The sequence below is a fragment of the Flavobacterium tistrianum genome, from assembly GCF_003254545.1.
GTDB classification, from domain to species: domain Bacteria; phylum Bacteroidota; class Bacteroidia; order Flavobacteriales; family Flavobacteriaceae; genus Flavobacterium; species Flavobacterium tistrianum.
The window spans coordinates 336,629-360,327 of sequence record NZ_QJRH01000072.1; the positions used below are offsets into that span (position 1 = coordinate 336,629).

The following is a 23,699-nucleotide window of genomic DNA, read 5'->3' on the forward strand; positions in this document are numbered from 1 at the left end:
GAAAAGTAACGGGATAAAACAACAAATTACAATGTCGCACCTAGAACCAGAAGCTAAAATTTTTGCTTGTTCACAAAGTGTTTATCTTGCAGAAAAAATTGCAAAAGATTACGGAATTCCGTTAGGAAAAGTAACGATGTCAACGTATAGTGACGGAGAATTTCAGCCGTCTTACGAAGAATCAATAAGAGGTTTACGAGTATTTATCGTATGTTCAACTTTTCCAAGTGCAGATAATCTGATGGAATTGTTGTTAATGATTGATGCGGCAAAACGTGCATCAGCAAGACATATTACAGCTGTTATGCCTTATTTTGGTTGGGCAAGACAAGATAGAAAAGACAAACCAAGAGTTCCAATTGGAGCTAAATTAGTAGCAAATCTACTAACAGCTGCAGGAGCAACAAGAATCATGACTATGGATTTGCACGCAGACCAGATTCAAGGATTCTTTGAAAAACCGGTAGATCATTTATTTGCATCTACAATCTTTTTACCATACGTAGAAAGTTTAAAGTTAGAAAACCTAACAATTGCATCTCCAGATATGGGAGGTTCAAAAAGAGCATATGCTTATTCTAAGTTTTTAGAATCAGATGTAGTAATCTGTTACAAACAAAGAAAAGCAGCCAACGTTATCGACACTATGGAGCTTATTGGTGAAGTAAAAGGACGTAACGTAATCTTAGTAGACGACATGATCGATACAGGAGGGACTTTAGCGAAAGCAGCAGACCTAATGATCGAAAAAGGAGCGCTAAGTGTAAGAGCAATTTGTACGCATGCTATTTTATCAGGCGGAGCGTATGAGAAAATTGAAAACTCAAAACTAACAGAATTAATCGTAACAGATTCAATTCCGTTAAAGAGAGAATCAAAAAAAATAAAAGTGGTAAGCTGCGCGCCTTTATTTGCTGAGGTAATGCAAATGGTTCACCACAACAATTCCATCAGTGGAAAATTTATAATGTAAAAGCAATAAGCTTTAGGTTATAAGCCGTAAGCTATTCGCAATTACAAAAAAAGCTTAAAGCCTAGTGCTTAAAGCTTACAGCAAAATAGAATATTTTTTATTAATAACTATATTTTTTTACAATGAAATCGATTACAATTAAAGGATCAGAAAGAGAAAGCGTGGGCAAAGTGTCAACTAAAGCCTTACGTAATGCTGGACAGGTACCTTGCGTTTTATACGGAGGAAACCAGGCAGTACACTTCTCAGCAGACGTTACTGCATTCAAAAACTTGGTTTACACTCCAAACGCTCACACTGTTGTGATCGAACTTGGAAAAGGAAAATCATTCAATGCAATTTTGCAAGATATCCAAGTTCACCCAGTATCTGATAAAATTTTACACATTGACTTCTTCCAATTATTTGATGATAAAGAAATCACAATGGAAGTTCCTGTGAAAATCGTTGGTACATCTAAAGGTGTTCTTGCGGGAGGTGTTTTACGTCTTAACCAACGTAAATTAAAAGTTAAAGCTTTACCAGCGAATCTTCCTGATTTCGTTGAAGCTGACATCACTCCACTTGAAATGGGTAACAAATTATATGTTACTAAAGTTGGAAAACCAGAGTACAAAATTATGCACCCAGACAACACTGTTGTTTGTCAAGTGAGAATCTCTCGTGCTGCTATGAAAGCTGCTCAAGAGGCTGCAAAAGCTGCAAAAGCTCCTGCAAAAGGAAAGAAAAAATAATTTTTTTTCAACTATACAAAAAGCCCCAATCTTTCGATTGGGGCTTTTTTTTTGAGGTTCTGAGATGCTAAGTTACTAAGGTTCTAAGTTTTTTTGCATTGAGAAGACTTCGACTTCGCTCAGTTTGACAAAATGATAGAAAAATAAATCTACATAATCTGCCGAGACATTTTCTTTGCGTTTTTAGCGTAGATCTTTGCGAACTTTGCGGTTCGGTTAAGCCTTAGCAAGCAATTGTCTAATTGGCACATTTTCAAATTATCTAATTATCCAATTGCCACATTCTCTAATTAATCTTACTTTTGCAATCATGATAAAATGGATAACAAAACTGTTTTCATCACCATCAAAAGAAGAGAACATAGAAGATAATATGAAAAAATATTTAATCGTCGGATTAGGAAATATCGGAGCCGAATACGTAAACACGCGACATAATATCGGATTTAAAGTCCTGGATTTTTTAGCTAAAAAAGAAGGACTTTCATTTGAAACCGTAAAGTTAGGCTCGTTGGCAGAATACAAATTTAAAGGAAGAACCTTTTTTCTTTTAAAGCCAAATACTTACATGAATTTAAGCGGTAAAGCGGTAAAATATTGGATGGATAAAGAAAACATTCCATTAGAAAATATTTTAGTTATTACAGACGATTTAAATCTTTCATTCGGCACTATTAGGATCAAGCCAAAAGGAAGCGATGGAGGTCATAATGGTTTAAAAAACATCAATTTGGTTTTAAATACGCAAAATTATACCCGTTTTAGATTCGGTATAAGTGACCAATTTAAAAAGGGCCAACAGGTAGATTATGTTTTAGGAGAATGGAATGCTGAAGAAGAAGCAAAACTTCCAGAACGTTTAGAAACTTCAGCGGAAATTATTAGAACTTTTGGAACGGCAGGTTTAGAAAACACTATGACGACATTTAACGGAAAATAAAGATTTTCAGATATTTATATTGTAAAAATGTAAATTATCAGTGAATTTAATTCAATTATAACGAAATAGTATTTTCAATTCCAAAGTTAAATGTCTAAATTTGGAATAAATTATTATAAACCATAAAAATCATTTTACCATGGCTTTTGAATTACCACAATTACCTTATGCATACGATGCATTAGAACCACATATTGATGCACGTACAATGGAAATCCATCATACAAAGCACCACAACGCTTATACTACAAATCTTAATGCAGCTATCGCTGGAACAGATTTAGAAGGAAAAACGATCGAAAATATCTTAATCAATTTAGATAAATCTAACGCTGCAGTTCGTAATAATGGTGGAGGTTTCTACAACCACAATTTATTCTGGACTGTAATGTCTCCAAACGGAGGAGGATTGCCAACAGGAGATTTATTAGCTGCAATTGAGTCTTCTTTCGGATCATTTGAAGAGTTTAAAGCAAAATTTGCTAAAGCTGGTGCTACACAATTTGGTTCTGGATGGGCTTGGTTAACAGTTCAAAAAGGAGGAAAATTAGAAGTTGTAGGTACTCCAAATCAAGACAATCCATTAATGCCAGAAGTTGCTGGTCACGGTGGAACTCCAATCTTAGGAATGGATGTTTGGGAGCATGCTTACTACTTAAACTACCAAAACAGAAGACCAGATTATATCGAAGCTTTCTTCAGTGTAATTAACTGGACAGAAGTTGCTAGAAGATTTGCTTTAGACAAGTAAGGAGAAAAATAGAGTAAAGAATAAAGAGAAAAGACGAGTGCCAAAGGGACTCGTCTTTTTTTTGTCTATATATTTCGGCTATAATCTGTTCTATTTTCTTTCATCTATTCTCTTAAAAAAAAAAGAAAATAAAAAAGGTGGAAGTTCTTCCACCTTTTTTGCCCCAAATCTACCATAAACTTAACCTACTAATGTTATGGTTCTGTAAAGGTATGACAGATATTTTTTTGATGGAAACATATCAGGTGAAAGGCAACTATATCCGATTAAAAGCTTATATGGCCTATTTTGAAATATTTATACATGTATTTCAATAAAAAAGGCGGAATTTCTTCCACCTTTTTTGCCCCAAATCTACCATAAACTAACCTACTAATGTTATGGTTCAGTAAAGGTATGGCAGTAATTTTTATGAAGAAAAATTTTTAGATAAAAAGCAATTATACTCGATAAAACACATTTAATTATTTGTTTGTCAGTGCTTTGTGGCTTTAAATAAAAAAGGCGGAAGAAGTTCCGCCTTTTTTGCCCCAAATCTACCATATACTAACCTACTAATGTTATGGTCTAGTAAATTTATGGCAGTTATTTTTGTGAGTAAAAAATTTTAGATGAAAGGTAAGTAAATCCGATGAAGAGATATAATCGGTTGTTTATAAATGGGTTGAGTTTATTCCAATAAAAAAGGTGGAATTTCTTCCACCCTTTTTGCCCCAAATCTACCATAAACTTAACCTACTAATGTTATGGTATCTCAAAAGTATCATAGCTTTTCAATTTCACCAAAGAAATAGGATGAACGGCAAAAAAAACCGATGAAATGCACTATTTAACCTTTTATTAGTATTTTATTAATACGCTCGAGCGTCTTTTCCTTCATAAAAATTCATGAAAGCACGATTTACAACTCGATTTCCACCTGGAGTTGGGTAATCTCCTGTGAAATACCAGTCGCCTAAATTTTTAGGACATGCTTTATGTAAATCGTCTACTTTCTGGAAGATGATTTTTACTTCTGCATTGATTTCTGGTGAACTTAACATTTCTGCAATTTTATCTGAAATCTCCTCATCTGTAAATTGATCATATATTGCTGTAACATAGTTTACAACATCTTTATCTGCGAAATTTTCTTGCGCTTTGCATTTTGCATAAACTTCGTCTACAATATGGTATAAGTTTCTTTCTTTTAATAAAGCAAGTGCGGCTCTAAAAGCAACCAAACCTTCTAGCTTTGCCATATCGATTCCGTAACAGTCTGGATAACGAATTTGTGGTGCAGATGAAACAATTACGATACGTTTTGGCTTCAAACGATCCATCATTTTAATAATACTCATTTTCAATGTAGTACCACGAACAATACTGTCGTCAATAATTACCAAATTATCCTCTGGTTTAATTACGCCATAAGTAACATCGTAAACGTGAGCCACTAAATCGTCACGGCTGCTATCTTCAGTAATAAAAGTTCTAAGTTTAGCATCTTTAATTGCCACTTTCTCTGTACGTATTTTTACAGATAAAAGTTCCTGAAGCGTTTCAGCGGTTAATGTGTTTCTATTTTCTAGAATATAATTGTTTTTTCTCTGGTTTAAGAAATCCTGAGCAGCTTCTACCAAACCATAAAATGATGTTTCGGCTGTATTCGGGATGTAAGAGAAAACAGTGTTGTCTGTATCACTGTCAATTGCTTTAAGAACAGCAGGTAAAATCAATTTTCCTAAATCTTTACGTTCTTGGTAGATTTCAGCATCACTTCCTCTTGAGAAATAAATTCTCTCAAAAGAACAAGCTTTTTTAACGGTTGGTTCTAAGATTTGATTCATAGAAACTTTTCCGTTTTTCTTGATAATCAACGCATTTCCTGGATCGATTTCTTGAACACTTTCAAACGGAACATTAAATACAGTTTGAATAACAGGTCTTTCAGAAGCTACAACTACAACTTCGTCATCTTGATAAAAATAAGCTGGACGAATTCCTGCTGGATCTCTAAAGACAAAAGCATCACCATGGCCTAATAAACCAGCCATTGCATAACCACCATCTAAGTTTTTAGCCGAACGAGCTAATATTTTAGCAATATCCAAACGCTCTGCAATTACTGGAGAAGCATCTCTTTTAGAATAGCCCTCAGCTTTACAGTCTTGGTACAATTGCATTACTTCTTTATCTAAGAAGTGACCAATTTTTTCCATTACAGTAACGGTATCAGCCATTTCTTTTGGGTGTTGTCCCAACTCAACCAGATTTTCGAAAAGTTCTTTAACATTAGTCATATTAAAGTTTCCTGCCAAAATCAAGTTACGGTGCATCCAGTTGCTCTGACGCAAAAATGGGTGAACACTCTCGATACTGTTTTTTCCAAAAGTTCCGTAACGTACGTGACCTAAAAACAATTCTCCAATATAAGGAATGTTTGCTTTTAGTTCTTTCATATCATCACCAAGTTCTGGATGTGCTTTTAATTCTTCGCTAATGCGTTCGTTGATTTGTTTAAAAACGTCCTGTATTGGCTGTGCGTGATTAGAACGAACTCTACTGATGTAGCGCTGTCCCGGATCAACATCAAATTTAATGCTTGCAAAACCAGCTCCGTCTTGACCACGGTTGTGCTGTTTTTCCATCATTAAATACATCTTCTGGATTCCGTAGAACGCAGTTCCGTATTTTTCTTTATAATATTCAAGCGGTTTAAGTAGTCTAACTAAAGCTATCCCACATTCGTGTTTTAAAGCGTCGCTCATTGTTTTTTGTTATTTGTGTGTTGTTGTAAGTTGTGTGTATTAACGTAATAAAAAAAGCCCCGTTTTATCCGAGGCTCTTAGGCATTATATTTCTATGTCAAACTGAGTTAACGACTTAAATTGCTGTAATCGAATCGCTACTTCAGCTTTGCTTAAATTTTCCATCCTTTCAGTTCCAAATTTCTCTACGCAGAACGAAGCTAAATTTGAACCGTAAATAATTGCATTCTTCATGTTGTTAAATGAAATGTTTTCGCTTTGCGCAATAAATCCAGAGAAACCACCTGCAAAAGTATCTCCTGCTCCAGTTGGATCAAAAACATCTTCTAATGGTAAAGCTGGTGCAAAGAATACTTCTCTATTGTGGAATAAAAGTGCTCCGTGTTCTCCTTTTTTGATCACCACATATTTTGGTCCCATATCCTGGATTTTAGAAGCTGCTTTTACTAATGAATATTCTCCAGAAAGCTGTCTAGCTTCTTCGTCATTGATTGTTATAACATCTACACGTTTAATAACGTCTAATAATTCTGGAAGAGCGCAGTCCATCCAAAAGTTCATAGTATCTAAAACTACTAATTTTGGTTTTTTCTCCATTTGATCTAAAACACTGCTTTGTACCAACGGATGTAAGTTTCCTAGCATCACAACATCAGCATCTTTGTAGTTTTGAGGAACTTTTGGCTGAAAATCAGCTAAAACGTTCAACTCCGTTACAAGAGTGTCTCTAGAATTTAAATCGTTGTGGTATAAACCGCTCCAGAAAAAAGTCTTTCCTCCTTTTACAATTTCGATACCAGAGATATCAATATTTTTTGACGTTAAAAGATCTAAATGTTCTTGAGGGAAATCGTCGCCAACTACAGAAACAATGGCCGATTGCAAGTTAAAAAATGACGCTGATAATCCGATGTAGGTCGCAGCACCACCTAATATTTTATCTGTTTTTCCGAAAGGAGTTTCAATCGCGTCGAAAGCAACTGTTCCAACAATCAATAGTTTATTCATTTTATGAATTTCGAATTAGGGTGCAAAGATACTTCATAAGTTACAATCTTGCAACGGTTTAGGTTCTCAAAATTTTCTTAAAAAAACGACTATAATTTCGAAGTAAAACTATTGTAAATGAATGGGTTAAAATTGATTTTTAGTAGTGTTTATAATAGGTTTTTTGAATTTAAGATGCAACTTTTTTGAAAATAATTGCGAATATTTTACAGCTCGTACTTTTTATCAAAATAATTTTTCAAAATCCCAACCTGAATCAAAATCATAATTGGAACAATCAAAATGGCATACAAGATATTTTTGGAGAAATGAATTCCTGAAAACGCAGTTGACATTCTGTCGGAATATAATTTTCCAAATTCATCAATTTTGAAATCAGTTTCAGAAACAGAGAATAGAGAAACGTAAATCACTAATGTTGCCAAGGCCAATCCGATCGAAATCCAGATTGGTTTAGAAATTAAAGGTTTGTATGCTTTTAGTTTTTTCTCATCTAAAAGATGAACTTGGGACATTATTATAGAAGTGAAATCTATTGATGGTGACTGCAGTTTTTCATCAGCCATCATTTTCTCAATAAGTTGTTCTATATTTTTATCGCTCTCTTTCATAACATTCTATTATTTCTGGTTCTAACTGTTGTCTCAAAATTACGGCTAATTTCTGTCGGCTCCTAAATAACTTTACTTTGGCATTGTTGGCCGATATATTCATGATTTTTCCAATTTCTTCTAAATTCTGATCGTCAAAATAAAATAAGGTCAAAAGGAAATTTTCGTCACTCGGTAATAAATTTAAACATTTTTGAATGGTCTGCTTTCTTTCAGTTTCTTCTAATGCACTCAATGCATTGTCCATTGTTTTAATTAAATGAGACGAGAAATCATCAATAGAAATATTTAAATCTTCTTTTTTGTTTTTCTTCAAACGGTCTAGGCACGTGTTATAAGCAATTTTATAAATCCAAGTAGAAAATTTAGATTCTCCTTTAAATTTTGTTAGGGAACTGTAAATTTTTATAAAAGTATCTTGTGCGACTTCTTCTGCTTCTTCGCGATTTTTAACCATTTTTAGAGCCAAAGTAAAAATCATATCTTTATAACGATCTACAAGAACTGCAAACGCATTGGTCTCGCCCTTCAGAATTTTATCGATATAATGTTGATCATGTATTGCGCTCATATTATATTGGACGACAGAGTTTCGTTTTTGGTTACAACTAAATGAAATAAAAATTCCAATTTTTTTAAATCCCAAATTCCAATTCAATAACCATCAAACCCAGATTTTGAATTATACATATATATAATAGTATGAACTTTGTCAAATTTTTAAACTTTGACAAAGTTTCTCAGAATCAAAATTAATTGATAATCAGTTAGTTTTGAGATTTGGAATTTAAAATTTGAAATTTTTCACCAAAAGTTGTAACCTCATTTTAAAAACCCTCGTCATATGAGGTATATCAATCAATTAAAAACATAAAATATCATGGACGAAAAAATTTTAATTCCAATCAGTCTTTTTTTAATGATCTTCGGGATTGTTTATTTAATTTATTCTACAAGAAACAGAGAGCGTTTGGCTCTTATAGAAAAAGGAGTAGATGCGAGTATCTTTTTACAAGGAAAAGGAAAAGGGGTGCCAGCATGGAAAATCTTTGTTGTAAATATTGCCTTTTTATTAATAGGAAGTGGTTTAGGTATTTTTATCGCCTTATTAATTACCACTTACACATCGTTGAACGATGGAGCGGTTTATCCTTCGATCATATTCATAATGGCTGGAGTTGGTTTGTTAATCGGATTTGGAACAGCCAAAGATTTAGATAAGGTAGAAGAAGAAAAGTAAGAAAGTAAAAAAACGAAAAACGCATCAAATATTTGATGCGTTTTTTTTATTCTTTTGATCCAATGGTTTCATAATAAACATCAACCGAAAGTTTTGGCTGCATGGATGCCATAACGGCCAGTTGATCGCAACGCTCATTCTGCGGATGATTGTTGTGTCCTTTAATCCATTTAAAATCTACTTGGTGTTTTCGATAGGCAATTAAAAAACGTTTCCATAAATCTGGATTTTTTTTGTCTTTGTATCCTTTTTTCTCCCAACCAAAAACCCATTTCTTTTCAACAGAATCTACAACGTATTTAGAATCTGAAACTACAAGGACTTTCATATTTGGCTTTTTCAATTTTTCTAAACCTACAATTACGGCCAGAAGCTCCATTCTGTTATTGGTAGTAAGACGAAAGCCTTCGTAGAATTCTTTTTTATGCGGAGTGCCCACCAGTTCCATCACGACTCCATAACCGCCATTTCCTGGGTTTCCTTTTGCTGCGCCATCCGTATATATATGTACTTCGTGATTCATTAATAATTTTAGACTTTAGATTGTTTAGGGCTTGGAATTTAAATTTTAGAATTTTCCTCAAGAATTCTATGAATAATCTCTGGAAAATGTTTTTGTTCCAGCTCATGAATCTTTTCTGCAACAGTTTCTGGCGTATCTTCATCTGTTAAGGCTACATTTGCTTGGAAGATAATAGCACCTTCATCATAATTTTCATTAACATAATGAATTGAGATCCCGGTTTCCTTTTCCTTATTGTTTACAATTGCTCTGTGTATGTGCATTCCATACATTCCTTTTCCTCCATAATTAGGTAAAAGTGCTGGATGTATATTTATTATTTTGTTTGGATATTGTTCTATTATGTTTTCTGGGAATTTGAGTAAAAAACCGGCAAGAACGATCAAATCCGGGTCGATTTCTTGTACTTTTTGTAATACATTTCTCTCCAAAAGTTCGTTTTTTGAGAAGATTTCGACTGGAATTTGATGATTTTTTGCTCTTTCAATCACTTTTGCCGAAGCATTATTTGTAAAGACCGAAACGACCTTTGCAATTTCAGTGTTCGAAAAATATTTTATAATGTTCTCTGCGTTAGTTCCTGATCCTGAGGCAAAAACAATAATTTTTTTCATAAAGTTGTGTGTTTTGAGAGTGCAAAAAACGGAATAAAAATCGAAAATAAATAGCTTTAAAAGACCTTTCTTGAAATTAATTTTATAAATTAGTGTCACATTTATAAACTAAATAGTTGTTTTAAAATAAAGTTTTTTATTTTTGCCAACAAATTAAATTCTAAAATTAAAGATTATGTCAGACATTGCATCAAGAGTAAAAGCGATTATCGTAGACAAATTAGGTGTTGACGAAAACGAAGTTGTAACAGAAGCAAGCTTCACTAATGATTTAGGAGCTGACTCATTAGACACTGTTGAGCTTATTATGGAATTCGAAAAAGAATTTGATATTCAAATTCCAGACGATCAAGCAGAAAACATTGCTACTGTTGGTCAAGCTATTTCTTATATCGAAGAAGCAAAAAAATAATAATACCACACCCGATTTCTAAAAATCCCCATTTTTTGAAATTCCAAACTCCAATTTTGGAATTTGTTTTTTTGAAATTTGAAATTTTTAAGGATCGGGTGTTATTATTTTTTTAAAATTTAAATTTCGATTGGTTTTCAATCAAAAAGATATATTTATATTGTAATTCCCATGGCTCTTAAATAACTATAAGTTAAGAAAGCGTGGGTTTTATTTGTTTAAAGTACAAAATACATATTTATGGCATTAAGGCGAGTTGTTGTAACAGGATTAGGTGCACTTACTCCTATTGGGAATAATATCCAAGAATATTGGAATGCACTTGTGAATGGAGTTAGCGGAGCCGCTCCGATCACATATTATGATACCGAGAAACACAAAACGAAATTTGCCTGCGAAGTAAAAAACTTCAATATTGAAGATTACATGGATCGCAAGGAATCTCGTAGATTAGATAAATTTGCACAATACGCAATTGCTGCCAGTGATGAAGCTATTAAAGATGCAGGAATCACAAATGATAACGTAAACAAACAAAGAGTTGGTGTTATCTGGGGAGCTGGAATCGGAGGTTTAGAAACTTTTCAGGATGAAGTATTGTATTATGCAAAAGGTGATGGGACTCCAAAGTTCAATCCTTTCTTTATTCCTAAAATGATTGCCGATATTGCTCCTGCACATATTTCTATGCGTAACGGGTATATGGGACCAAATTATACTACGGTTTCTGCATGTGCATCTTCTGCAAACGCATTAATCGATGCTTTCAACTACATTCGTTTAGGAATGTGTGATGTTATTGTTTCTGGTGGCTCTGAAGCTGCTGTTACAATTGCTGGTATGGGAGGATTTAGCTCAATGCACGCTTTATCGACAAGAAACGAAAGTCCAGAAACAGCTTCAAGACCTTTTGATGCAACCAGAGATGGTTTTGTTTTAGGAGAAGGAGCAGGAGCTTTGGTTCTTGAAGATTATGAACATGCTAAAGCCAGAGGGGCAAAAATCTACTGCGAAATTGGTGGTGGAGGTATGTCATCTGACGCTTACCACTTAACTGCACCACATCCGGAAGGAATTGGAGTTATCGCAGTAATGGAAAACACATTGAGAGATGCTGGTATGACTCCTGATCAAGTTGATCATATCAATACTCACGGAACTTCTACTCCATTAGGAGATGTTGCTGAATTAAAAGCGATTAGCAAAGTTTTTGGAGATCACGCTAAAAACATCAACATCAACTCAACAAAATCAATGACAGGACACTTGCTTGGTGCGGCTGGAGCTATTGAAGCAATTGCTTCGATCTTGGCAATGCAACACGGAATTGTGCCTCCAACGATTAACCATACAGTTGTTGACGAAAACATTGACCCATCTTTAAATCTTACTCTAAACAAACCTCAAAAAAGAGAAGTAAATGTTGCTATGAGTAATACATTTGGTTTTGGTGGACACAATGCTTGCGTATTGTTTAAAAAATTAGCTGACTAATTTCTGTATATGAATATTATCAAAAAAATATTTTCTAAATCCCGTTCTCTAGAAGACGGGATTTTTTTTGACACTATTCAGAAAATTCTTGGTTTTCAGCCTTCTAGCATAGATTTTTACAGACGGGCTTTTACACATCGTTCGTCTAATAAATTAGATCAGAATGGGCATCCTATTAATTATGAACGTCTAGAATTTTTAGGAGATGCTATGTTAAGTGCCGTTATTGCTGCACATTTATTTAATAAAGCTCCAAATGGAGATGAAGGTTATTTAACTAAAATGCGTTCAAAAATTGTGAGTCGTGAACATTTGAACGAATTAGGTAAAGACTTAAATTTAGTGCAGTTTGTAGAGAGCAAAGTGCCAATTCAGCACTTTGGAGAAAACATTCATGGTAATATTTTTGAATCCCTTATAGGAGCTATTTATTTGGACAAAGGCTATACTTTTTGCGAAAAATTCATTCAAAAAAGAGTAGTTACTCCTTATGTAGATATTGCGCGATTAGAAGGAAAAGTTATAAGCTACAAAAGTCTTGTTATCGAATGGTGTCAGAAAGAAAAAAGAGTTTTTCATTATGACATTTTTGAAGATAACGGAATAGACGGCCAGCGTTTATTTGGTGTTAAATTAAGTATTGATGATAAAGTTGTCGCAAGAGCGCGAGCAACTTCAAAAAAGAAAGCAGAAGAAAAAGCATCCCAGAGAGCTTATTTTGCATTTCAAGAAAAAATTGACAAGAAATAGCTGCAAAAATGTTGTAACTTTCACAAGGCTACATCGTTTTCGTTTATAATTTAACAAAACAAGCATGTCATAACTGTTGATGCTCCGTTTAGAAATAGTATATTTACAACTTGATTTTTCAAGACATGGCTATTCATAAATTGGATTTAGACGAATTTGACGAAATTGATTATTATTTGATGGCAATTCATACTTCTTTAGAAGATTATAGATTAGCCTATTTTATCAATAAAATCCTTCCGATCAACTTAAGTAAGAGCAAAAACGAGATCCATGCTCAAACTAAGGAAGGTGAAGCAAATTTTTCTAGATTCTATTATTATGATGAAGAAAAAGCTGTTTCCTGGAATTTAATTCAGAATAAAAATGAAATCATTTCTGTGAGTACAAATGATTTCCAGAATTTGTTTTCTAATGAAACAAGTGAGGTTTCGACAACAATTCATTTACTTCCTGAATTTAAAAAAGTCGATTTTTTCCTGAAAATTGATAATAGCGAAGAGGCGCTTAATTTTTCAGAAATTCAACAAAAATTAAACACAATAGAAAGTATTGCGGCTATTTATGCCGTTGATACAGACAAAATAAAATCAAAAAACAATCTAATTTTTTAAAAAAAATGCTAACAAACAAGAAAACCAAAATTGTTGCTACACTTGGCCCCGCATGTAGTACAAGAGGGATCATTAAAGATATGATCGATGCAGGTGTTAATGTGTTTAGAATCAATTTTTCGCATGCAGATTACGAAGGAGTAAAAGAAAAAATCGATATCATTAGAGGCCTTAACGAAGAGTTTGGTTACACGACAGCAATTTTAGGAGATTTGCAAGGACCAAAACTTAGAGTTGGTGTAATGGAAGAAGGTACTGTTGTAAATGATGGAGACGAAATTACTTTTACAACTGCTGAAGATATTATCGGAACATCAAAAAGAGTGTTCATGAAATATCAGAATTTCCCAAATGATGTTAACCCAGGAGAGCGAATCTTGCTTGATGATGGTAAACTTATTTTTGAAATTGTTTCTACAGATAAAAAAACAGAGGTTGTTGCTAAAGTTATTCAAGGAGGAGAATTAAAATCTAAAAAAGGGGTTAATCTTCCAAATACAAAAATCTCTTTACCAGCTTTAACAGAAAAAGATATTGCTGATGCGATTTTCGCAATTGAGCAAAAAGTTGACTGGATTGCACTTTCATTTGTGAAAACTCCTCGCGATTTACAGGATTTACAAGAATTAATTGCTAAGCATTCAGAATATAAAATTCCAATCGTTGCTAAAATTGAAATGCCAGAAGCTCTTGAGAACATGGACAAAATTGTAGCATATTGCGATGGTTTAATGGTTGCCCGTGGAGATCTTGGTGTTGAGCTTCCTGCTCACGAAGTTCCATTGGTACAAAAAGATTTGATCAGAAGAGCTAAAACAGCTAGAATTCCTGTTATCGTTGCGACACAAATGATGGAAACAATGATTACAAGTTTAACTCCAACAAGAGCAGAGGTAAATGACGTTGCTAACTCAGTAATGGACGGTGCAGATGCTGTAATGTTGTCTGGTGAAACTGCTACAGGAAACTACCCAGTACAAGTTATTCAGAGAATGGCACAAATTTGTGAAGCTGTAGAAAACTCTCCGCTAATTCAAGTTCCTCAAAATACACCACAAATTAAAACGAAACGTTTTGTTACTAAAACAGTTTGCCATCAAGCAGCTTTATTAGCAAATGAAATCGAAGCTAAAGCAATTTGTACTTTGACAAATAGCGGTTATACAGCTTTCCAAATTTCAGCTTGGAGACCTTCAACAGCTCATATTTTAGTATTTACTTCAAACAGAAGAATTTTAACGCAATTGAATTTATTATGGGGAGTTAAATCTTTCTACTATGATAATGAAGAGAGTACAGATGATACTGTAACAGATGTAAATCAAATTGCGATTGACAAAGGTTATGCACAAAAAGGAGATTATTTAATCAACCTTGCTGCAATGCCAATTAAAGACAAAGGAATGGTTAATACAATGAGAGTTTCTGAAATAGAATAACAAATCTCTCAAATAAATTTAGAAAAGCTGCTTAATTTTTAAGCAGCTTTTTTGTTTGTTTAAAAGACTTTTACAAAATATAAACTACCTTCCCAATTTGACATTTAGTCTTTATGCGGATATTTCAGGATCTAATTTTCTGATAATCTGATGAAATTTTAGATCAAAAGAAGCTTTTTTTTGTTTCATTTTACTAAAATTTTAAAAAATATCTATACAAAAAATCAGTTTAAGCTATCATTTTCTGCCTTTTTACTTTTTTAAAATTAAAATTATAACTACTTAATTTTATGATGTTTTAAGATGTTCCATTTTGTAAAATGAAACATTTTGGTGCAAATTCTCCCTTTTTCTTGTTTCATTTTATAAAATGAAACAAGCTCATGCCGAATAAACGCGATTGTTCACTCTTTTATTAGTTAAATTTGAGATACTTAAGAAAAAGTTAAAAATATAATGTTTCAAATTTTTAATATATAATGAATTTGAAACACATCAAAAAAATGCAACCTCTGTTTAAGTATTTTTTTTGAAAATTACTATTTCCCATTTATTTTTTTGGATTTCAAAACTCATACAATAAGAATTACTAACGAATTTTTTTACCATGAAACAAATCAAATTAAAATGCGGATTGACGAATACCTTCAAGGTATTGGTTGTACTATTTTTTTCAGGAGTTTCTGTTACGGCGCAGAGCAAAAAGCCTAATATACTTGTGCTTTGGGGAGATGATATTGGGATTACTAATATCAGTGCTTACAGTGATGGTCTTATGGGGTATACTACTCCCAATATTGATCGTTTAGCCAATGAAGGAATACGATTTTTACATTATTATGGAGAACAAAGCTGTACTGCAGGGCGTGCCGCTTTTTTAACTGGACAGCACGGTATTCGTACAGGACTTACTAAAGTAGGTTTTCCGGGAGCGCCAATGGGAATGAGCCAGTTGGATCCTTCTATTGGGGGTATTATGAAAAGTCTTGGTTATGCAACAGGTCAATTTGGTAAAAACCACGTTGGAGATAGAAACGAAACTTTACCAACAGTGAATGGCTTTGATGAATTTTTTGGAAATCTGTACCACCTAAATGCTGAGGAGGAACCAGAATTGCCAGATTATCCTAAAGATCCAGAATATCTAAAAAAATATGGACCGAGAGGGGTGTTAAAATGTACAGCAACAAATGTTGATGATCCTACTACTGATCCTCGTTTTGGAAGAGTTGGAAAACAAAAAATAGAAGATACGGGAGCGCTTACTAAAAAAAGAATGGAAACTGTGGATGATGAAACTTCTGCTGCAGCTATAGATTTTATTAAAAGACAAAATGCAGCTGGTAAACCATTTTTCTGTTGGTTCAACGCTACTCGTATGCACTTGCGTACGCATGTTAGAAAAGAACATAGGGGAAGATATACACATGGAGATAGCGAATATATTGATGGTATGATCGAACACGATGAAACTATCGGAAGCATCATAAAAGCATTGGATGATTTAGGAATTGCAGATAATACTATTGTGGTATATTCTACAGATAACGGACCTCACATGAACACATGGCCAGATGGCGCTATGACCTCTTTTCGTTCAGAAAAAAATACAAACTGGGAAGGAGCTTTCCGTGTACCTTGTATTGTAAGATGGCCAGGACATATTAAGCCAGGAACCATTACTAATGAGTTGATGAGCCACAATGACTGGATTCCAACTTTTGCATCTATTGCAGGAGAACCAGATATTGTAAACAAGCTTTTAAAAGGTTACAGTGCAAATGGAAAGAACTATAAAGTACATTTAGATGGTTTTGATCAGACAAAATTACTTGAAGGAGGAAAAAGCGTGCGAGATAAATTCTTCTATTCAGATGATGATGGTTTACTAGTAGGAATGCGTAAAGGGGATTATAAATATGTTTTTGCTGAACAACGTCTTGCAGGAACATTAGGGGTTTGGGCAGAGCCTTTTACAGAGTTACGTTTGCAAAAAATATTTAATTTATATCAAGACCCATATGAACGCGCTGACTTTACTTCAAATACTTACTGGGATTATGTGTTGAATCATGTTGGATCTGTATATGGTATAATGAATGATGTTTTTGTTTTTGCAGAATCTTTTAAAGACTACCCTCCACGTTCTATACCGCCAAGTTTTAATCCGACTACAATTCTCCAGCAAACTATGAAAGGTATAAAAGCTCAGGAATATGTAGAGAAAAATATTTTACCAAAAGTAAAAGAAGAAGAAGAGGCAGCTTCAAAAAAGAAAAAATAAATCATAACAAAAGAGATTCAGGTTTAAAAATCTGAATCTCTTTATTAATGTAAATATCATGAAAAAAAGTATATGCATATTGTCTCTGACGGTTTTGTTTTTCTTTTCCTGTAAAAAATCTGAACCAGCAGCTTCTACAACGACAGAAAATAAACAAACAGAAACCGTTACAAGTGGAGATCCTCTGCCAAGCTGGAATGATGGAGCCTTAAAAAGTGATATTATTGCTTATGTAGAAAAAGTAACCAAAAAAGGAAGTCCAGATTTTATTCCGGAAGAATATAGAATTGCCACTTTTGATAATGACGGAACTTTATGGGCTGAAAAACCATACGTTCAAGAACTTTTTGCTTTTTATAGAGTAAAAAAAATGGTAGAAGCCAAACCTGAATTGACACAAAAACAACCTTTTAAAGCAGTTATAGAAAAAGACAAAACTTTCTTCGAAAAAGGAGGCGATAAAGCGCTTATAGAATTGGTTGCAGCAACTCATACTGGAATGACCGAAGATGAATTTGAAGCTTCGGTGAATGACTTTTTTAAAAGTGCACAATATCCGGGTAAAAACGTTGCAGTAAAACAAATACGTTATCAACCGCAATTAGAGCTGTTGAATTATCTCCGTGCCAACGGATTTAAAACATACATTGTTACTGGAGGAACAATAGAAGTAGTGAGAGCGATATCTCAGGATTTTTACGGAATTCCGAAAGATCAAGTCGTAGGAACTTCTTTTAAATATAAATATGACGGAACAAAAAACGCAGTACAGCGTGAAGCAGCTCTAGATCATTTTAATGATAAAGAAGGAAAACCTGTCGGTATTCAATTGCACATTGGGCAACGACCTGTTTTTGCATGTGGTAACGAAGGCGGTGCTGGCGATATTGCGATGCTGAAATATTCTCAAGGTAATAAATATCCTTCTTTTCAATTGCTAGTAAATCATAATGATTCAATAAGAGAGTATAAATATCAGGAGAAAGATAATGCATCATTAAATGCTGCAGCTCAAAACAAGTGGCGTGTTGTGGATATGCAAAAAGATTGGAAAAAAGTTTTTGCCGATTAAATGAAAATAAACCGTTTGCAGTATAAAAATAAAAGAGTCGAAATTTTATAGTAAATAAATTTAAGACGTATGAAAAATTCTTTTTTAGCAATAGCATTGATGCTTGTTACTTTTACAATTTCTGCTCAGGAAGAACATACAAAACCAGGAAACAGCGCGCAGGAACTTGCGGATAAAATGGCAAATCCGGTAGCAAGTTTAATTAGTGTTCCGTTGCAAAATAACCTTACATATGGAATTGGTGCTTATAATGGATCAAAATATCAGATCAATATACAACCTGTTATTCCTTTTAAATTAAGTGAGAATCTAAACTTAATTACTCGTTATATTCTTCCAGTTGTAGATCAGCAGGATGTTACAGGAGAAAATACCCATGAGTTCGGTTTAAGTGATGCAACAGTAACAGCGTTTTTTGCTCCTAAAACAAAGGGAATTATTTTAGGCGTTGGTCCTGCTTTCTTAGTGCCAACCGCTACAGAGAAACTTTTAGGAACAGAAAAATTCGGAATTGGCCCAAGTGTTTTGGTGATGCACCAAGGAAAAGGGCTTTCTATAGGTTTTTTGGCCAATCAGATTTGGTCTGTAGCAGGAAATGCCGACAGAGCAGATTTCAACCAGTTTTACACACAATTGTTTCTAACACATAGTTATAAAAGCGGAGCAAGTTTAGGTATTACTTCAGAAATTACTCAAAACTGGCAAGGAAACACAACTCTTATTACAGTGAGTCCAAATGTTGGAGCTATTACAAAATTAGGAGGTCAGACGATGCAGTTTGCCGTTATGCCTTTAATACCAGTTGTTGGCCATTCAAACATAAGACCAGACTGGGGATTAAGAGCGGTGGTAGCATTTATATTTCCGCAGTAATTCTGTATAAGAGTTTTAGAAAAGATCATTTTAAATTCTAACAAATGGCAGAAAAACCTTTTGATCCCATTGCATCAAAAACAGAACGCTATGAAAAAGGAGCTTCTATTAGAAAAAAAGTCCCTTTAGAAAAGCATCAGGAATGGAATGCTTTTAAGAATAGAAAAAATCCTGTAGACATTTTAATTCAGACTAGCATAGGAAGAGTAGAAAGTCTAGTGCCGATTCGATACAGAAGAATGATGGAATCTCCTTTTGCATTTTACAGAGGGGCAGCGGCGATTATGGCCGCCGATTTAGCTCATACTTCTGTATCGGGAATAAACCTGCAGCTTTGCGGTGATTGCCATTTGATGAATTTTGGCGGATTTGCAACTCCCGAACGCAAATTGGTTTTTGATATAAATGATTTTGACGAAACGTTTCCAGGACCTTGGGAATGGGACGTAAAACGACTGGCAGCCAGTTTTGTTATTGCTGGAAGATGGAGAAAATTTTCCAATAAAAATTGTAAAGAATTTGCTTGGCATGTTGCCGATAGTTACAAACGCCACATGTTGGATTACAGTAAACTATCTGCGCTTCAAATTTGGTATGCAGATATTGATTTGGCAGAACTGATTGAATTAGGCCATGATAAAGAACTTAAAGAGTTTGACCAGAAGAGAATAAAAAAAGCATCAGAGTATACTGCGCATGAAAAAGAGTTTGCAAAGATGACTTATTTTGATGGAGCCAGAGCACGCATAAAAGATGATCCGCCTTTGATATTTCATCCAAGTGGAGATCTTGAAAAGCAAGTTGCCAAAGAGGGCGAAATTATCCATAAAAGATATCTAGAATCGCTTTCAGAAGAAAAGCAGATTTTGTTAAGCAGATATATGCTTCATGATATTGTGATAAAAGTAGTGGGCGTAGGAAGCGTTGGAACTCTTTGTGGAATTAGTTTGCTGATGTCTGCTTCAGGCGAACCTATTTTTTTACAGTTTAAAGAAGCCAGAAAAAGTGTGTTGGAAGGAAATGTAAAAGCAAAGGGTAAATATATTCATCAAGGGGAACGTATTGTGATGGGACAAAAGCTTATGCAGTCTGCTTCTGATATGTTTTTGGGTTGGACAAACGATAGTAAGGATAAGTTCTTTTATATAAGACAGCTGAGAGATGCCAAAATAAAACCAGTTCTAGAAGTTATGAAGCCTAAAAACATGGCAGATTATGCCAAAGCCTGCGGATGGGCACTTGCAAGAGCGCACGCACGTTCAGGAGATCCTTCTATGATTTCTGGCTATATTGGAGATACAGACGAATTTGCCGATGCTATTTCGGAGTTTTCGGCTTTATACGCCGATCAGAATGAATCTGATTATAATAAAATGCTAGAAGCAATAAAACATGGAAAACTGCCTATAGCTGCCGAAATTTAAGATGTAGCCCTGCAAGGTACACGCATATAAAAAGATCAAATGACAACAAAGTAAGATTTTATTTATTTAATACTGTTAATTAAATAAAATGATTTATCTTTGAGAGTGATCTAAGTAGTTGTTTAATAATGGTTTGTGTAGTTTAGGCAATTATTAGCATCTGTTTCGCCCCCTCGTTCAAGATTTTTACGATTTTAATACATTCGAGTTAAACTGATTTAATTATTAATTTAATAAATACCACAACATGAATATTAAAAGAACAAGTCTTCGTATAATCCCAGTCTTATTTTTGGGTTTGTTTTACAGCTGTGCTCCAACTGTAAAAGTTACTACTGATTATGATCATGCTGCTAACTTCAGCGAATACAAAACTTTTGCGGTTTATGATTTAAAAGCGCAGCAAGGCCAAGTAAATCAGTTAAATGTTGATCGTGTTGCAAAAGCAATTCGAAATGAGATGTTGGCAAAAGGATTTACCGAATCCAGTAATCCGGATTTAAAAGTTAATGCCGTTTCTATCCTTAAAAATAAAACCCAAGTGACAGCTGATACCAATTTTTATGGCTATGGAGGAATGTATCGTCCATACGGATATTGGGGCGGAGGCGCCATGATGGGCGGTGGTAGCACAACATTCAATACTTATGATTATGTTGACGGCTCATTAGTAATAGACATTGTGTCTACAAAAACAGACAAATTGGTTTGGCAAGGAATCGGAAATGCTGAAATTGACAGCAAGCCAGATAATCCTGAACAATTCATCAACGATGCAATCAAAAAAATACTAGCTGGTTTTCCTCCTGGAGCAGCAGTTAAAAAATAACTCAAAAAAGAAGATTTGTACTTGCCACACTTCGGCAAGTACAATTTTTACTCCTCATGCATACGCCCCCATCGTATTCTATTTTTAAGATTTTAAGAGAATTAACGTTACTAAATTAAGCTTAAAAAAATGATCGATATTTTACTTTCCCTATTCTTTTTTATAGCCACAATTGCTGGCCTTGCCACTGCAATTATGGTTTTGTTTTCCAAAAAAAATTACTCCAAAAGTTTCTTTTTGGGAATGTTTCTGCTGAGTCTGGCGGTAGTAAGTATCTACAATTTTTATCTGTCGGCCAATTTATTTAAAAATTTCCCAGATCTATTTACTATTACAAAAGCGTTTATATTTTTGACCGCACCGTGCTCTTTTTTGTACGTTAGAAACATCTTGTCATTAAACAAAGGTTTTAGAAAATACGATTGGCTTCATTTTGTGCCTTTTGCTATTTATTTCTTTTTAACTCTGGTTGTTTATGTTGGGAGTTATACCAATATAAAAGCTGTCGATTACATTGCAGAATTAATCAAAAATCCATTTTCTGTTTTAACATTGACGATTTGGCTTTTCTATGTCTTTTTTCAAACCATGTTGATTTTAAACTATGATCTGAAAAAATTTAAAGGAAACCAATTTCATCACATTAAAGTAATTAACTGGATTAGAGTGTATAATCTCATGATTTTGTTCTTATTTTCGGCGCTTTTTGTGCATCATTTTCTATTGAGAAAAGTAGATGCAACAGATCTTTCCTGTTATGTGCTTATTTCCTCTGTATTGTTTTTTACAGTCGGCTGGCTTTATTTCCGACCTCAGATTTTTCATGATGAAGAAGAAACATTTGATTTTGTTGTTGACAATACAATAGTAGTAAAAACAAAAGAAACCAAGAATGCACTTCCAATAACAAACGAACTAACCCTTGAAAAGAGAGAAGAATATCTTTTAAAATTAGAACATGTTTTGGTTACTAAAAATCTATTCTTAAAAAAAGATTTTGTAATCAGAGATTTGTCTGACGAAACAGGAATATCTGTGCACCATTTGTCTAATTTGATTAATTCTGAATTCGGACTTCACTTTCAAGACTATGTTAACCTGAAAAGAATCGAATATTTTAAAGACAAGATAAATGATCCAGAATGGAAAGATTTATCCTTAGAAGGCATGGCTTGGGGTTCTGGTTTTAAATCCCGAACAACTTGTTTCAGAGCATTTATTAAACATACCGGAAAATCTCCTTCAGAATATTTTAAAACCATCAGAATAAATCCAGATCGTACGGGATCATATTACTTCAAGTAAAATTATGAATGGCTATTGTTTAGTCTTAATTTAAAATATTCTGCCATGAAATTAGAAATTGATAATTCAGGAAAAAAAGTACAGTCAGTTTTTGCAGTAGTAATGGTATTGATTTCTTTTTATTGTAATGCACAATTAAAAGGAGGGCATATTCTCGGCTCTATGGGGCTCCAATCAGGAACTCAGGCGCCAGAAAAAACGTTGAGTGTTTATATTCCAGGTTACATTTATGCAGCATCTTCATTAAGAGATTCTGACGGAGATAAAGTAGGAGATCCCAACCTTACCATGTTTATCACAGGATTTGGAGCCAATTATGTTAGCGATTTTAAAATTTTAGGAGCCAATTATGGCGCTTCCATTTTATTGGCAGGCGCTTCCAATACGATTCAAGGAAGTTATGTAGATTCTAAAAGCGATTTTGCTTTTACAGATATGTACATACAGCCCGTTCAGTTAGGTTGGCATAATAAAAGAGCCGATTTTGTTTTCAGCTATCAAATGTATTTGCCAACAGGAAAATTTGAAGCTGGCGGAAGCAATAATAGTGGTTTAGGAATGTTCATGAATGAGTTTTCGGCAGGAACAACTTTATTCTTTAATGATAAAAAAACATTCCATTTTTCTGCATTGGCCTCTTACGAAATCAACGGAAAAAAGAAAGACACCGATATTAAAACAGGAGATATTTTGAGCATTGAAGGAGGTTTAGGAAAAACCTTTTATTGCATGAATGCCGAAAAAACGGCTCCAAAAGGCATATTCAATGCTGGTCTTATTTACTATTTGCAATATAAAGTATCAGATGATAAAATTCCGGTTGGAAATGCATTCATAATCGAACCCGATAAAGATAGAGTTGGCGGACTAGGCGCTGAGGTAAATTACCTGCATCTTAGCAGTATGACCTCGGCAGGTTTTAGATGGATTGGCGAAGTAAATGCCGTAAATAGATTTCAGGGAAATACTTTCTTTATTACACTGGCACACGTGTTCAGTTTTAAGAAAAAATAATTGCTAAAGATTTTTTTTAACGAAGTGAAAACTTAAATCTAAAAC

General features: G+C 34.0%; 23 protein-coding genes. 17 read left to right on the forward strand and 6 right to left on the reverse strand.

The window, feature by feature from the left end; genetic code table 11:
* Positions 1-31: 31 nt before the first annotated feature.
* The 4 genes from DMB71_RS18295 (at position 32) to DMB71_RS18310 (ending at position 3,398) form a co-directional block, all read left to right on the forward strand.
* The gene (locus tag DMB71_RS18295; RefSeq protein WP_111368496.1) at positions 32-973 is read left to right on the forward strand and encodes a ribose-phosphate pyrophosphokinase; all 942 of its coding nucleotides are present in this window, start codon (positions 32-34) and stop codon (positions 971-973) included.
* 122 nt (positions 974-1,095) lie between these two features.
* Positions 1,096-1,707, forward strand: coding sequence for a 50S ribosomal protein L25/general stress protein Ctc (locus DMB71_RS18300; RefSeq protein ID WP_111368498.1), 612 nt, complete (start codon positions 1,096-1,098; stop codon positions 1,705-1,707).
* A gap of 310 nt (positions 1,708-2,017) precedes the next feature.
* Complete coding sequence (pth, locus tag DMB71_RS18305) at positions 2,018-2,647, forward strand: aminoacyl-tRNA hydrolase (protein WP_111368499.1); 630 nt, start codon at positions 2,018-2,020, stop codon at positions 2,645-2,647.
* A gap of 139 nt (positions 2,648-2,786) precedes the next feature.
* A complete protein-coding gene (locus DMB71_RS18310; protein ID WP_012023214.1) occupies positions 2,787-3,398 on the forward strand; it encodes a superoxide dismutase in 612 nt (203 codons plus the stop codon).
* An 851-nt stretch (positions 3,399-4,249) separates the two neighbouring features.
* On the opposite strand, the gene DMB71_RS18315 is transcribed toward DMB71_RS18310, so the two are convergent.
* The 4 genes from DMB71_RS18315 to DMB71_RS18330 all read right to left on the reverse strand — a co-directional run bounded on the left by DMB71_RS18315 (position 4,250) and on the right by DMB71_RS18330 (position 8,338).
* A complete protein-coding gene (locus DMB71_RS18315; protein WP_111368501.1) occupies positions 4,250-6,148 on the reverse strand; it encodes an amidophosphoribosyltransferase in 1,899 nt (632 codons plus the stop codon).
* Positions 6,149-6,232: 84 nt separating this feature from the next.
* Entirely contained in the window at positions 6,233-7,156 is a 924-nt protein-coding gene (locus DMB71_RS18320) for a PfkB family carbohydrate kinase (RefSeq protein ID WP_111368502.1), read from the reverse strand.
* Positions 7,157-7,362: 206 nt separating this feature from the next.
* Positions 7,363-7,767, reverse strand: a complete 405-nt coding sequence (locus DMB71_RS18325; RefSeq protein WP_111368504.1) for a hypothetical protein — start codon at positions 7,765-7,767, stop codon at positions 7,363-7,365.
* A complete protein-coding gene (locus DMB71_RS18330) occupies positions 7,751-8,338 on the reverse strand; it encodes an RNA polymerase sigma factor (RefSeq protein WP_111368505.1) in 588 nt (195 codons plus the stop codon). Before DMB71_RS18330 ends, DMB71_RS18325 begins: the two co-directional genes overlap by 17 nt.
* Positions 8,339-8,647: 309 nt before the next feature.
* Here DMB71_RS18330 and DMB71_RS18335 point away from each other — a divergent pair, with 309 nt between their 5' ends.
* Positions 8,648-9,007 carry a DUF6249 domain-containing protein gene (locus DMB71_RS18335; protein ID WP_111368507.1) on the forward strand — a complete coding sequence of 120 codons (360 nt, stop codon included), beginning with the start codon at positions 8,648-8,650 and terminating at the stop codon, positions 9,005-9,007.
* Positions 9,008-9,053: 46 nt separating this feature from the next.
* Here the strand turns inward: DMB71_RS18335 and rnhA are convergent, their stop codons facing one another.
* Both rnhA and purN read right to left on the reverse strand, forming a co-directional pair.
* Complete coding sequence (rnhA, locus tag DMB71_RS18340) at positions 9,054-9,530, reverse strand: ribonuclease HI (protein WP_111368508.1); 477 nt, start codon at positions 9,528-9,530, stop codon at positions 9,054-9,056.
* Between the two features lie 38 nt (positions 9,531-9,568).
* Positions 9,569-10,144, reverse strand: a complete 576-nt coding sequence (gene purN / locus DMB71_RS18345; RefSeq protein ID WP_111368510.1) for a phosphoribosylglycinamide formyltransferase — start codon at positions 10,142-10,144, stop codon at positions 9,569-9,571.
* A 175-nt stretch (positions 10,145-10,319) separates the two neighbouring features.
* Here purN and DMB71_RS18350 point away from each other — a divergent pair, with 175 nt between their 5' ends.
* The 12 genes from DMB71_RS18350 to DMB71_RS18405 all read left to right on the forward strand — a co-directional run bounded on the left by DMB71_RS18350 (position 10,320) and on the right by DMB71_RS18405 (position 23,654).
* The gene (locus tag DMB71_RS18350) at positions 10,320-10,556 is read left to right on the forward strand and encodes an acyl carrier protein (RefSeq protein ID WP_007137004.1); all 237 of its coding nucleotides are present in this window, start codon (positions 10,320-10,322) and stop codon (positions 10,554-10,556) included.
* A gap of 240 nt (positions 10,557-10,796) precedes the next feature.
* Positions 10,797-12,050, forward strand: a complete 1,254-nt coding sequence (gene fabF / locus DMB71_RS18355; RefSeq protein ID WP_111368511.1) for a beta-ketoacyl-ACP synthase II — start codon at positions 10,797-10,799, stop codon at positions 12,048-12,050.
* Positions 12,051-12,059: 9 nt separating this feature from the next.
* Positions 12,060-12,800 carry a ribonuclease III gene (gene rnc / locus DMB71_RS18360; protein ID WP_111368513.1) on the forward strand — a complete coding sequence of 247 codons (741 nt, stop codon included), beginning with the start codon at positions 12,060-12,062 and terminating at the stop codon, positions 12,798-12,800.
* A 125-nt stretch (positions 12,801-12,925) separates the two neighbouring features.
* Complete coding sequence (locus DMB71_RS18365) at positions 12,926-13,414, forward strand: IPExxxVDY family protein (protein ID WP_095930692.1); 489 nt, start codon at positions 12,926-12,928, stop codon at positions 13,412-13,414.
* Positions 13,415-13,419: 5 nt separating this feature from the next.
* A complete protein-coding gene (gene pyk / locus DMB71_RS18370; protein ID WP_111368515.1) occupies positions 13,420-14,853 on the forward strand; it encodes a pyruvate kinase in 1,434 nt (477 codons plus the stop codon).
* A 607-nt stretch (positions 14,854-15,460) separates the two neighbouring features.
* Positions 15,461-17,137, forward strand: a complete 1,677-nt coding sequence (locus DMB71_RS18375) for an arylsulfatase (RefSeq protein ID WP_111368516.1) — start codon at positions 15,461-15,463, stop codon at positions 17,135-17,137.
* A 58-nt stretch (positions 17,138-17,195) separates the two neighbouring features.
* Positions 17,196-18,209, forward strand: a complete 1,014-nt coding sequence (locus tag DMB71_RS18380) for an HAD family hydrolase (RefSeq protein WP_111368518.1) — start codon at positions 17,196-17,198, stop codon at positions 18,207-18,209.
* 69 nt (positions 18,210-18,278) lie between these two features.
* Entirely contained in the window at positions 18,279-19,082 is an 804-nt protein-coding gene (locus tag DMB71_RS18385; RefSeq protein ID WP_111368519.1) for a hypothetical protein, read from the forward strand.
* A 44-nt stretch (positions 19,083-19,126) separates the two neighbouring features.
* A complete protein-coding gene (locus DMB71_RS18390) occupies positions 19,127-20,506 on the forward strand; it encodes a DUF2252 domain-containing protein (RefSeq protein ID WP_111368521.1) in 1,380 nt (459 codons plus the stop codon).
* Between the two features lie 247 nt (positions 20,507-20,753).
* A complete protein-coding gene (locus DMB71_RS18395; RefSeq protein WP_111368523.1) occupies positions 20,754-21,335 on the forward strand; it encodes a DUF4136 domain-containing protein in 582 nt (193 codons plus the stop codon).
* A 129-nt stretch (positions 21,336-21,464) separates the two neighbouring features.
* Positions 21,465-22,640, forward strand: coding sequence for a helix-turn-helix domain-containing protein (locus DMB71_RS18400; protein ID WP_111368524.1), 1,176 nt, complete (start codon positions 21,465-21,467; stop codon positions 22,638-22,640).
* A 45-nt stretch (positions 22,641-22,685) separates the two neighbouring features.
* A complete protein-coding gene (locus DMB71_RS18405) occupies positions 22,686-23,654 on the forward strand; it encodes a SphA family protein (RefSeq protein ID WP_111368526.1) in 969 nt (322 codons plus the stop codon).
* Positions 23,655-23,699: the final 45 nt, after the last annotated feature.